Source organism: Cellulosilyticum sp. ST5, from assembly GCF_046529625.1.
GTDB classification, from domain to species: domain Bacteria; phylum Bacillota; class Clostridia; order Lachnospirales; family Cellulosilyticaceae; genus Cellulosilyticum; species Cellulosilyticum lentocellum.
This window is the reverse complement of record NZ_CP132338.1, coordinates 2119628-2132001: the sequence shown is the minus strand read 5'-3', so window position 1 is coordinate 2132001 and position 12374 is coordinate 2119628. Positions and strand designations below refer to the sequence as shown.

At 33.2% G+C, this 12374-nt stretch carries 13 protein-coding genes and 1 riboswitch; of the genes, 10 read left to right on the top strand and 3 right to left on the bottom strand.

Going from position 1 to position 12374, the window contains the following annotated elements; genetic code table 11:
• The first annotated feature begins 56 nt into the window (after positions 1-56).
• The 3 genes from QTL86_RS10350 (at position 57) to deoD (ending at position 2056) form a co-directional block, all read left to right on the top strand.
• Positions 57-911 (top strand): DUF6734 family protein, encoded by an 855-nt coding sequence (locus QTL86_RS10350; RefSeq protein WP_410497133.1) that lies wholly within the window; start codon positions 57-59, stop codon positions 909-911.
• A 124-nt stretch (positions 912-1035) separates the two neighbouring features.
• Positions 1036-1200 (top strand): hypothetical protein, encoded by a 165-nt coding sequence (locus QTL86_RS10345; protein ID WP_013656454.1) that lies wholly within the window; start codon positions 1036-1038, stop codon positions 1198-1200.
• A 154-nt stretch (positions 1201-1354) separates the two neighbouring features.
• Entirely contained in the window at positions 1355-2056 is a 702-nt protein-coding gene (gene deoD, locus QTL86_RS10340) for a purine-nucleoside phosphorylase (protein WP_013656455.1), read from the top strand.
• Between the two features lie 72 nt (positions 2057-2128).
• Here the strand turns inward: deoD and QTL86_RS10335 are convergent, their stop codons facing one another.
• Together QTL86_RS10335 and QTL86_RS10330 are read right to left on the bottom strand one after the other, a co-directional pair.
• The gene (locus QTL86_RS10335; RefSeq protein ID WP_127066130.1) at positions 2129-3214 is read right to left on the bottom strand and encodes a sensor domain-containing diguanylate cyclase; all 1086 of its coding nucleotides are present in this window, start codon (positions 3212-3214) and stop codon (positions 2129-2131) included.
• A gap of 36 nt (positions 3215-3250) precedes the next feature.
• A complete protein-coding gene (locus QTL86_RS10330) occupies positions 3251-4153 on the bottom strand; it encodes a tetratricopeptide repeat protein (protein WP_127066131.1) in 903 nt (300 codons plus the stop codon).
• A gap of 116 nt (positions 4154-4269) precedes the next feature.
• Here QTL86_RS10330 and QTL86_RS10325 point away from each other — a divergent pair, with 116 nt between their 5' ends.
• The 5 genes from QTL86_RS10325 to QTL86_RS10305 all read left to right on the top strand — a co-directional run bounded on the left by QTL86_RS10325 (position 4270) and on the right by QTL86_RS10305 (position 9588).
• Positions 4270-5106, top strand: coding sequence for a phosphatase PAP2 family protein (locus QTL86_RS10325; protein ID WP_013656458.1), 837 nt, complete (start codon positions 4270-4272; stop codon positions 5104-5106).
• A 63-nt stretch (positions 5107-5169) separates the two neighbouring features.
• A complete protein-coding gene (locus tag QTL86_RS10320) occupies positions 5170-5325 on the top strand; it encodes a DUF1540 domain-containing protein (RefSeq protein WP_013656459.1) in 156 nt (51 codons plus the stop codon).
• 62 nt (positions 5326-5387) lie between these two features.
• The gene (locus QTL86_RS10315) at positions 5388-6647 is read left to right on the top strand and encodes a hypothetical protein (RefSeq protein WP_410497132.1); all 1260 of its coding nucleotides are present in this window, start codon (positions 5388-5390) and stop codon (positions 6645-6647) included.
• 79 nt (positions 6648-6726) lie between these two features.
• Positions 6727-7398: a GntR family transcriptional regulator gene (locus QTL86_RS10310; protein WP_127066133.1), complete on the top strand. Its 672-nt coding sequence runs from the start codon at positions 6727-6729 to the stop codon at positions 7396-7398.
• 450 nt (positions 7399-7848) lie between these two features.
• A complete protein-coding gene (locus QTL86_RS10305; RefSeq protein WP_410497131.1) occupies positions 7849-9588 on the top strand; it encodes an ATP-dependent metallopeptidase FtsH/Yme1/Tma family protein in 1740 nt (579 codons plus the stop codon).
• A gap of 13 nt (positions 9589-9601) precedes the next feature.
• On the opposite strand, the gene QTL86_RS10300 is transcribed toward QTL86_RS10305, so the two are convergent.
• Complete coding sequence (locus QTL86_RS10300) at positions 9602-9820, bottom strand: helix-turn-helix domain-containing protein (protein WP_013656463.1); 219 nt, start codon at positions 9818-9820, stop codon at positions 9602-9604.
• Positions 9821-10002: 182 nt separating this feature from the next.
• Between QTL86_RS10300 and QTL86_RS10295 the strand changes: the two genes are divergently transcribed.
• On the top strand, positions 10003-10689 hold the full coding sequence (locus QTL86_RS10295; protein WP_013656464.1) for a response regulator transcription factor: 687 nt from the start codon (positions 10003-10005) through the stop codon (positions 10687-10689).
• Positions 10686-12119, top strand: a complete 1434-nt coding sequence (locus tag QTL86_RS10290; RefSeq protein WP_127066135.1) for a sensor histidine kinase — start codon at positions 10686-10688, stop codon at positions 12117-12119. Before QTL86_RS10295 ends, QTL86_RS10290 begins: the two co-directional genes overlap by 4 nt.
• 121 nt (positions 12120-12240) lie before the next feature.
• Positions 12241-12338, top strand: a riboswitch (THF riboswitch).
• Positions 12339-12374 lie beyond the last annotated feature (36 nt).

The following is a 12374-nucleotide window of genomic DNA, read 5'->3' as shown; positions in this document are numbered from 1 at the left end:
CTTCAGGTTCAGGATTAGAGGGATATGGCTTAAATCTGATATAAGGGGGGACAAGTATGCGCGCATTTCATTCAACATGGACAGGCCCTTTTTTAAAGTCACAAAAAGGTGATTTTTATGTGGAAGATTTTGAGCTACTTACGACCGTTTTATCTGCCCTTAAATGGCAGGAGTTAAATGGAGATATAAAAATGATAACAGATCCAATAGGTGCAGCTTATTATCGAGATTTAGGACTAGAGCATCTATGGAATTTAGGAATAGAGGAAAGATTGACGGATATAGATCCACATTTAAATCCAAAGGTGTTTTGGGCAGCAGGGAAGATTTATGCCCTAGCAGAAGAAGAAGCACCTTGTGTTATGATGGATACAGACTTTATCGTTTGGAATAAAGTAGAAGAAGAATTAAGGAAGCATTCAATTGCGGTTATTCATAAAGAAGAGCTTCAGCCGAATGTTTATCCAGCCAAAGAATCTTTACATATGGCTTCAGACTATGAGGCTTTTTCAAGATGGAACTGGGAAGTTAGGCCGTGTAATACAGCTTTTATGTACATAGGTGACGAAGATTTTAAACAGTTTTATGTAAATGAATCTAAAGCGTTTATGAGAGCAGCGCAAGGGGACGATCCTCTTACATATATGGTATTTGCTGAGCAACGATTACTAGCGATGTGTGCAGAGGAAAAGCAGATAGAACTATTTGCTTTTGCAGAAGTAGGGGAGCTTTTTAATGAGCATCAGCAATGTTTTACCCATATTTGGGGACATAAAAGATACTTACGTAACCATCCAGAAAGAAGAATAGCTTTTTGCAAGCGTTGTATGAAAAGAATAAAAAAAGATTATCCAGATTTTTATCCGGTATTGCAGCAGATAGAAGTTTTAAAAGTATATGATGAATCGTAAATCAATATAAAAAATAGCAGAATACTAATAAGCTATGTATAAAGAAATTTAAAATTAGTCATAAAGTGGACAACTCTTGAGTACATTTATAAAGAGTATTAAATGTTAAAAGGGGGATAAACTTATGGCAAAATCTAAAAGAGGCAAAGTAATTAAAGCAGAAGGAAACTGGAGAGGAACCTGCCCAGTTTGTGGGAGAACAAGAGTGAAGATAGTATGGCCTGAAAGTGGCGTGCGAGGGGCAAGAAAAATATGTAAGGCCTGTTATGCAAGGGCCCATAGACCATAAAACTAGCGTGTTCAACTCCTAAGAAATGTGATATACTAGAAAAAAGGTTTGGTTAGATAGTGATATCTTAAAAGAAATAGGATAAGCTATCTAAAGAAGCAAAGCTTCATGGCTAAAAATAATAGCCAAACATACAATTAGGAGGACGAGAACAATGTCAACACCACATAACGCAGCAAAACCAGGGGATATTGCAGAAACTGTCTTATTACCTGGAGATCCATTAAGAGCAAAATATATTGCTGACAACTTCTTAGAAAATGTTGTTCAGTACAATACAGTAAGAAATATGTTTGGTTATACAGGAACATATAAAGGTAAAAAAATCTCTGTACAAGGAAGTGGAATGGGGATGCCATCTATTGGTATTTATTCTCATGAGCTTATTCATGTATACGGATGTAAAAATCTTATTAGAATTGGTTCAGCAGGAAGTATGAGTGCTGATCTACCATTACGCCACATTGTATTTGGTATGGGAGCTTGTACGAACTCTAATTATGCAATTCAATACAATTTGCCAGGTACTTTTGCACCAGTTGCTAGCTACAGCTTGTTGGAAAAAGCAGTTGAAAAAGCAAAGGAAAACAATGTACCTTATCATGTAGGTAATATCCTTTCTTCTGATATTTTTTATAATGCAGATACAACAACTACTGAAAGATGGTCAAAAATGGGCGTTTTAGCAGTGGAAATGGAAGCAGCGGCACTTTATATGGAAGCAGCAGCAGCAGGTGTTAATGCTCTTGCTATGGTTACTATTTCAGATAACCTTATTACAGGAGAAGAAACAACAGCTGAAGAAAGACAAAATACATTTACCCAAATGATGGAAATTGCTTTAGAATTAGCTTAATCAAATAAGAATATTTAAATGCAAATAAGGAGCTATGAGATGAATCATAGCTCCTTTATTATGTATTAAGGTTTATTCATTAATAAGAAATTTGTTTTTTCCGGAACGTTTACAAATATAGAGATTGCTATCCGCTAGTTTAATGACTTCATCTAAAGAAAGAGCTTCATCAGTTTTAACATACACACCAAAGCTTGCAGTTACAGAAGATTCGAAACCATCACCAGGTATAGAGGTGGTTTCAATCTGATAACGCATTTGCTCCACACGTTTAGCAACTAAAGACTTATCAATGAAGTTATTAAAGTAAATAATGATTTCTTCCCCACCATATCTAGCCACAATATCATTAGGGCGTGTATTATTTTTAATAATGGAACAAATGGTTTTAAGCACAATATCTCCATAAGGATGACCATAGGTATCATTAACCTTTTTAAAGTTATCAATATCTATCATGACAATCGTATAGTATTGCTGAGCCAAATTGGGGACAGATAGAATCGTATCAAAAAAGTATTTTTTATTAAAGATATTAGTTAGACCATCTTTACATGCACTTTCTTTGATTTGATTATAAAGCAAGTTATTTTCAATAGCGACACCTACATGGTTAGCGAGCGAAGACAGAAAGGTGGCATGATCTTTAGAAAAATAATTTTTTTCACGATGCTGAATTAAGATAAAGCCTAGAGGTCCACTATTAATTTTGATAGGTACACCTAAGCAAGAGTATATAGCAGTTGAGGCATCTTTTGCAGGATAAATAGGCTCTGTACTATTAATAATGAACTCTTCTTCATGGTGCTCAAATATAAGTTGTTTTTCCATTTCAATACAATCATAGGAAAAATTCCTAGAGGTCACTTGCGCATAGTCATCATCTGATTTAATATAAATGGTAGAATATTTAGCTCCAAATACACCAATGAGCATATCATTAATTAATGGAAATAAGTTTTGGCTTTTAATATATTGATTAATATAATTACTAATTTCCAAAAGGTTAGTAAAAACATTAAGCTTTTGCTCTAGTTCAGTAATTTGCTGAGAAAGATCAAAAATAGTTTGTTCTGTAAAACGTTGATACTTTTCGAATTTCTCAGAATCCATACTATTTAGGTCTAAGTAGGTATTATTTGCAGTTTTATTATCCATACCATCGTACCCCTTTGTTATACATAATTAGTTAAATCAGTACTTTGTTTTGAGTTGTTGTCTGACTTTTTTTAAGTAACGTTTAGAGAGATGTTTTTTATTGATTTTCCTATAAACATAGGATAAGTTAAAGTAATTTTGTATATCAGTGCTATAATATTTTTCTATCGTTTGATAAGTAGCAATAGCAGAATCGTATTTCTTAGAAGCAATATGGCATTCTGCTATATAAGACAAATATTCTTTATTAGTAGGATCCATATAGGATGCTTTTTCAAAGTATTCTAAGGCTTCACTTACTTGCCCCATTTCTAATAAAATGGCTCCTAATTCAATGTAAGCTTTTGGGTCTTTCAGATTAAGCTTTAAGTATTCTCTGTAATAGGGAAGCGCTTGTTGCAATTGACCCAACATATGATACGAATAAGCTTTCATGTAGACCAAGTCTTTTGTAACTGGATTAAGCTTTAGATATAAATCACTATAAGCAATACATAATGGATAATGATCCTGAACCATGGCTTTACGTGCTTTTGCTAAAAAAGGTTTTTGCTTTTGCAACATAAGTTCTTTGTAAATACTGGCTAAGCAGTAAGGAACATGAACATTTTTTAACAGATTTTCTAACTCCTCAAGGTTACAAGCATTGATTTTTTGGTAATAATCTATACTACGACATAAAATATATAATGAACCATATTTATATAAATACTCTAATTGTGATACAATAAGCTGACTACAACTTTGAAGAGCACCTAAATTAAATAGTATACGTATTTTTTGATAAATGTAAAAAGGAGAATTACCACTAAAAATAACGGCTGCATCTATAGATTGTAAAGCATCTTGCAGTTGCTCTTGGCGAAGCAAGCTTAAAGCATTTTTTAAGTAATTTTGAGGAGAAAGATGCAAGGATTGTTGTGCATTCAGAGTCTCCATAGAAAACCTCCTTGTCGTAAAGATACTTATTATATATATTGTAATGCAAAAACAAGATATATACAATATAATGTGATTATTTTGAATGTACTAAATTAGATTAAAGGAGATTATGAATGGAAATACAGATAAAGATACTTCAGTTTTTTGAACAAATAAGAACAGAAACACTAACTTTGCTAATGACAACAATTACCATAATGGCTGAGAGCTTATTTATTGTAGCTATTTTAGCAGGATTGTATTGGTGTGTTGATAAAATAAAAAGTAAACGTCTTGCATGGTTTGTGTTATTTAACTTTGTAGGTAATGGAATGATTAAAAATTTAATCCAAATGCCTAGGCCGTTTGATTTAGGTGTTGTAAAACCCATAAGAGCAGAAACAGCTACAAGTTTTTCATTTCCTAGTGGACATACGCAAACAGCTACAAGCTTTTGGAGTGGTGCCATGCTAGTGTTACGCACAAAAGGAATGTATGTTATGGGAAGCTGTATCATTTTATTAACAGCACTTTCTAGGGTATATTTAGGGGTACATTGGCCAATGGATGTATTAGGCGGTATTTTCTTTGGAGTCATTTTTACTTTATTAGCCAACAAACTCTTAGGTGATAAGGGTGAAATTAGACCAGCCCATGTTATAGGTGTTAGTATTGTAGTATTATTGGTAATGATTTTTAAAGTAGATGCTGATTTATATAAGGGCGCAGCAGCTTTATGGGGTATGACTTGTGGTGCTTACATTGAACAGAAGTATATACAATTTGAAGCAGTTCAAAATTGGCGTATTCAGCTGAAGAAAATACTTATTGGTTTCGGCGGTCTTGTACTGATATACTTGATTTTAAGTAAGGTACTACCAGCTGTTAAGATTGTAAAGATGATTAAATATGCACTTCTATTGCTATGGATTACAGCTGGTGCACCTTTTATTTTTAAAAAGTTAAAATAAGGCCAAGTATATTTATTATTAATCAGCAAAAAATAAACTCATCACCTTAAAGGAGTTGAGATTATGAGTATGAACATGAGTATTGGGTGTGAGGTAAAGGCTTGTAAGCACCATCATCCACAAGAAAAATATTGCACATTAGAACATATACAAATACAGCAAGCTATTAATAATAAGTCTTCCTCTATTACAGATTGCCAGCAGTTTGAAAGAAAATAACAATAGTGATAAACTTGTCCCTCCTATCATATATATAAACTATACAAATAGGAGGGATTATTATGCAAAAGAATCAAGTGAAAAATATATTAATGATTAGTTGTTTAACTGTCATCATGGGCTTTCTACTTTTAAAGAGTGCTGAATATATGTGGCATTACTACTCAAGTCCCGTGTATAGCATTGACTGTTATGTGAAAGCTCTTAATGAACAAGCGTATGAAAAAATATATCATCTATTAGATCCAAATTCTATAAAGGAAATGAACGATAAAACCGTTGTTACCCAGTATTACAATCGGTTTTATGCCAAGGAAAATAAACTCATTCATGTTTCAAAAGTAGGCTGGCTAAATGGGAAATATATCTTAGCATATGAATTTGCAGATGGTGTCAAGAAAGAGGCATTAACTCTAAATAAGAATAGGGATGGCTGGAAAATTTGTTTTCCTTTTGACTTTTCAGAGGTGCAAATTATAGCGCCTAACGGCTCGCAGGTTTCTTTGGGTGGTGTAAAACTTGATTATAAAATGGGGATAGGCTACAAAAAAGAAAAGCTTTTACCAGGTAAATATATGCTCAAGGTGGAGTTACCCCATGAAGCAGATAAAGATTATTATCAAATGATTCAAATCCCTCAGATAACCAAGGTTGTATTGCCTTATGCATTAGGGCAGGTTCAAATTATTTGTGCCCCTCATTTAGAAGTACACTTAGATCAGTTAAGTGAAGCGAGTAATCAAGGGATTATTCAATTGTCGGATATTTTAGTGGGTAATTATCAGTTAGAATTAGTTCACCCAGAAGGTTATTTAAATCCAGTTAAAATACCTATTCGAGTTACTGAAGGAAATAATATGATAGATATACAAGAGTATAGTCTTTCTAAAGTAGGCAGTGCTAAGTGGCAACAATTCTTAAACGATTTTTATCAAAGTTATGAAGAAGCTATTACTAAACATACAAGTGAAGGGATAGGTCCTTATTTTTTAGAAACGCAAAAGGAAAAGCAATTAAATTTATTTAATGCGTGGTATATTGCAGAAAAAAATATTGTAGGAGTAGATGTAGTTTATAAACCAGAGGCTGTAACTATAGATCAAGAGGGACGTTTACATAGTAGTATTACAGAAACTGTAGAACTAACGAATCAGGAATATGATGATTTAGAACAAAAGGAAGTAAAGCGAGTTTATAAAGTTATCATTAAATGGCAGACAATAGTGGATATTAGTACAAATGAGTGGAAAATAGTAAATCGTTCTATTAAGGAAAGTGTGATTGCTGTTAAAGATTTAGAAGGAAAATGGATTCAATATTAGGAATACCATTGTAATTTCTAGAATATTTGGTAATATATTTGTATACAAATATACAAAAGATAAAACGAGGAGGCACGACGTGATATTTGATTCCGGTTCAAATGATAAGGCGTCATTGAGAGAAAAAGTATTTAAGTCTATTAGAGAATCCATTCTAGAGGGGAAATATAAGCCTGGGGATGCTTTAAGAGAAGCGACGATTGCAAAAGAGTTAAATGTAAGTAGAACACCTGTAAGAGAAGCTATTAGACAATTAGAATTAGAAGGTTTAGTACAATCTATTCCTAATAAGGAAACGGTTGTTACTGGTGTATCACAAGAAGATGTACAAGATATTTTTATGATTAGAAGTCGTTTAGAAGGTATGGCTGCCAAATTAGCAGCGGAACGCATTACCCCTGAAGAACTAGAGAAACTAAAGGAAGTACTTGAGCTAACTGAGTTCTATGTAACAAAGAAGGACTTAGTACATATAGGTGAATTAGACCATCGCTTTCATGATATGATTTATAAAGCAACTAAAAGTAAAATACTCAAGCAGATGTTATCAGATTTTCATACTTACGTGCAAAAAACAAGAATGGAATCTCTTGCAACTCCAGGTAGAGCAACATGCTTGTTAAAAGAGCACACAGCTATTTTTAAAGCAATACAAAATCAAGATGGCGAAAAAGCGGAAGAGCTAACCAATAAGCATATTGAACAGGTAAGTAAAAATATGCATTTAGATGATGCTCCAAGATATCACTAATTAGAAAAGCTAAAATCTTTGAAAAACAATAAAAGTGCATAAAAATAAAATAAAGCAAACCAATATTTGGAAACTCATTAAGCAGTATGAACAATAATGTGAAAAAAATAGCAATAAAGAAAGTATTAATAACAACAAAAAATAACCCGCATTAAAAATAGATAAAAAATATAATAAAATTTAAAAAAGTTAGGGCAATCTTATCGGGAAACACTTGCTATAATGTACTTGTAACTTCCCCCAGATGTTACAGCAAATATTTAATTATTTGCTACCCCTAGAATAAAATACCTTCTCTCAAGAAGAAAGGCCCGTCGTCTTTCTTCTCTTTTTTTGCTCGTTTTCCATATACTCACTAATGAAATAGGCCTAGTACCTAAGTTATAATGCTCTTACAGCAGTGTACTAGCTTTTCTCTTGTGTAAGGGGAGAGGACTTGAAGGGGGAAATATGAATAAAAAGAGAGTAGGAATCATTGTTAGTGTTAGTTTAATAGCTTTACTAATGATTATAGGTATTTATAGTCAGAAGCATAAGAACGATAATAGTGTCAGCTATTATGACTTTATAAATCATTTAAATGCTAATAAAATAGAACAAGTCACTTTAAGTAGCGGCCCAAAATTACAATTTAAATTAAAACAAGATGACACGGTTTATATAACAGATAACCCAAGAAAGGAAGGCTTTAAAGAAGAACTTCTCTTAAAGCAAATTCAAGTAGAAGAAGCAACTCAAGAGGCGGCCTTTACCATTCAATATATAGCAAGTATGGCACTTATGGTAGGTTTATTCATTATGATTTTTAGGAGTGTTAAAAAGGTTGGAGCCGGAAGTGGTGGCATGAAAATGAGTCAAAAAGCTATTGAACCTAAGGATTTAAAAATAGATTTTTCTCATATTGCCGGAAATGTAGAAGCTAAAGAACAAGTGGAAGATGTTATCGATTTTATGAAGAATCCAGAGCAATATGCCAAAATGGGTGCTAGAATGCCAAAAGGACTTATTTTGTATGGACCACCAGGAACAGGGAAAACTCTTATGGCTAAGGCTATTGCAAAAGAAGCTGGTGTAGCATTTTTTTCAGCCAGTGGTTCAGACTTTGTTCAAATGTATGTGGGTGTGGGGGCAAGTCGTGTAAGAGATATCTTCAAAGAAGCGAGAAAACATGAAAAAGCAGTTATTTTCATAGACGAAATAGATGCCATTGGTAAAAAAAGAAGCCAAAATGCAGCCCAAAGCAATGACGAAAAGGATCAAACCTTAAATGCTTTATTAACAGAAATGTCAGGGTTTAAAGACGATGAAGGGATTATAGTGATTGCAGCTACTAATAGGTTAGATATGTTAGATGATGCTCTTCTTAGACCAGGTCGTTTTGACAGACATATCGAAATCGGTTATCCAGACTTAGCAGCTAGAGAATCCATTATTAAATTACACCTGAGAAATAAACCGATTTCTAGTGAGATTAGTGCTAAGGAGCTTGCTAAACAAACGGTATTCTTTACAGGAGCCATGCTAGAAAATTTTTTAAATGAAGCCGCTATTTTAGCAGCAACTAAAGGCCAGGCTATTATTGATGAGAGTCATATTGAAGCCGCGTTCTATACGGTTATTGCAGGGAAAGAAAAGAAAGACCGTAGCAATATTAGTGAAATAGACCGTAAAATCACAGCTTATCATGAAGCTGGTCATGCTTTAATCACTAAACTTGTAGCACCAGAAAACAGTGTGACAAAGGTAACGATTATTCCGAGTACTAAAGGCGCAGGTGGCTTTAGTATGAATGTACCCAAGGATAAAATGTATCTAACTAAAAAAGAACTTTTAGGACGTATTCAAATTAGTCTTGCTGGGCGTGTGGCGGAGGAGATTACCTTTGGAGAAGACTATGTTACTACAGGTGCTAGTAATGATATTGAAAAAGCTAGCATTGATATGAAGAATTATATAGTGAAATATGGCATGGATGAAGAGTTTGGCCTTGTTAATATAGAAGCCATTATGGGTAAACAAACTATTGACTATGATTATCTTCTAACCAAGTGTCAAGAAAAAATGAAAGCTTTGTATGAAGAAACAAAAGCTTTAATGAAAGCGCATGAGGAAAAGCTAGAAAGCTTAGCTTCAGCTTTATTAGAAAAAGAAACATTGAATGAAAAAGAAATAGCTAGCTTCTTTAACTAGAAGCTAGCTTATTTTAGCTGCTGTGTTTTCTCTGTAATAAACTCACAATATCGTTTTTCCAATACAGTCTAACGCGATTGATCGTTTTAATGGGGGTAATCTTACCTTTGCTTACAAGTTCATCAAGATATTGTCTGGAACAATTGAGCATCGTTGTTGCTTCGGCTGTGGTAATAATTTCATTACATATAAAGTTGATTAAGTGTTCTTTATCATCGAAAGTATATTTCATTTTTTATTCCCCCTTACCCAATATATTTACTATTGTAAAGTAAAAGCGATAAATTATCAACAATTATTAATTTTGTAAAATCAATTATTGATAAATTTTATAGGCTTTTCACTTTCTTCATATAGTTGTTTTATAATAATAAAAAACGGTTATATTAATCCCATCTAGAAAGGACGATTAACATGAATATATTAGTAATAGAGGATGAAGAACGTGTAGCTGACATTATGACCAAATATCTTGAAAAAGAAGGTTATAAGGTGTTTACTTGTTATACCGGTAGAAGTGGGCTAGATTGTTTTTATAAAAATAAAATAGATATTGTACTCCTTGACTTGATGCTTCCAGATATACAAGGAGAGGAAATTTGCGCAGAAATGAGACAAGTATCTAATGTGCACATTTTTATGATTACGGCTAAAGGTACTTTAGATAGTAAAATTGATGGCTTTGACAGAGGCGCTGATGAATATCTGGTAAAACCTATTAGCCCAAGAGAAGTAGTAGCTCGTGTTAAAGCACTGGATACGAGAAAACAAAGAGAAGAAAATAAAGAAATGCTTGTTTTTGACAAAGGGCACTTTAAAATTTTCTTACAAGAACGTATTGTGCAAATCAACAATGAAGAAATCACCTTAACACCCAATGAATTTGACTTGCTTTATGAATTAGCTTCAGCACCAGGTCGTGTATTTAGTAGAGACCAACTTATAGAAGCTGTTATGGGAATTGACTTTGATGGCTTTGACCGTACTATAGATGTGCATATCAAAAATTTAAGAAAGAAAATCGAGACAGATACTAAAAACCCACGTTATATCAAAACAGTTACAGGAGTGGGGTACAAGTTTGAAGGGGAACATGCATGATATCCATTCGTAAGCAGCTTTTTTCTATCTTCTTAAGCATTGGTTGTATTATGGTATTTTCGACTTCTTTGATTGTTAATATCAGTATTAAAAAGAACTTTGAGATTTATATTGATAATAATATTAGAGAAGCTGGTAATAGCATTGTAGCCCTTGTGGAGAAGCTTTATGAAAAAGGGGAATTAGAGAACAATGCAATGCAGCAGAGTCTACTAGAGAATTATATGGGCAATTTTGTTGTAACTCTCCTAGGACCAGATAAGCATTTTATATGGGGAGAGACTGAGCAAAGCTTTATAGAAGATCTTAATCAAAAATATCCGAACCAAGTAGATCCTAGTTTATATAGGCAAGAAGAACGTCCGGTTCATAATAAAGCAGGTGAGATTATTGCTTATGTGAAGATAGGCTATTATCCAAGCGATATACTAACGAAAAACGATTTAAAGTTTCAGAAGAACGTTAATGTTAGTATTGTTTGGTGCTCTAGTATGATTTTAATGTGGTTTATCTTAGCTGGTCTTTATGTATCTAGGTTATTTACTTATCATATTTATGGTATTAGCAAGACCTCTATTGCTTTAGCAGATGGTAAGCTTAATGCAAGGTATCCATTTAAAAGTAAGATTAAAGAAATTGAAACCTTGCGCCATAGTATGAACTATTTAGGTGAAAAACTAGAAAGACAGGATACCATTCGTAAGAAGCTTATTTCAGATGTTTCGCATGAAATACGTACGCCACTTCATATTCTACAAAGTAATCTAGAAGCCATGATTGACGGTATTTATCCTATCGATGAGGAACAAATGAACGTTCTTTATCAAGAAGTAGTACGTTTTGGAAAGCTGCTTAATAATCTAGACCTTCTTAAAAATGTTGAAGAAAATGAATCACGTATGAATTTTAGGGTTATTAATTTAAATGAAAGCGTACAAGAAGTATTTGATGCTTTTAAAATAGTGGCTAAAGAAAAGAAAATAAACTATCATATAAAACATACTGAAACAGAAAATGTTATGGTATCAGCAGATAAAGATGCACTGAAGCAGCTTTGGATGAATCTATTATCTAATGCCTTTAAATTTAGTGATCATAAAGGAGAAATAAAAGTATATACAGGTATGCAAGGAAAAGAGTGTACCATTACAGTAGAAGACCATGGGATTGGTATTGCAGAAGAAGATTTACCCTATGTATTTGAACGTATGTATCGCGGTGATAAAAGCAGGGAGCAGTACCAAGGTAGTGGCATAGGCCTTACAATGGTAAAAAATATTGTAGAGAAGCACAATGGTAAAGTAGCTATAGAAAGTGTGGAAGGAGAATATACTAAGATTATAGTAACACTTCCTATCCATACGAAAATGTTGGAACCTAACAATATTAGTGGTAAAATGCGTAACTATATGAAAATGACTAAAAATTAAAGCAGGGTTGCTAATTGCAACCCTGTTTTAATTTTTACAGAATAAATCCAAAAAATAAATAAATTTAGTGTATTTTTTACGTAGGAATTGCATGTAGCTTATGTTAAAATAGAACCTATCGAGCAGGGTAAAGTAATGAGCGTTAAGTGCTATTGTTACGGAATGTTGAACATAGACGAAAACCTCAGAGGTTGCGGTTCATTACTTGCATTCACTGCAATATTATTATAATGCATAATAAAATTGTTTTGAACG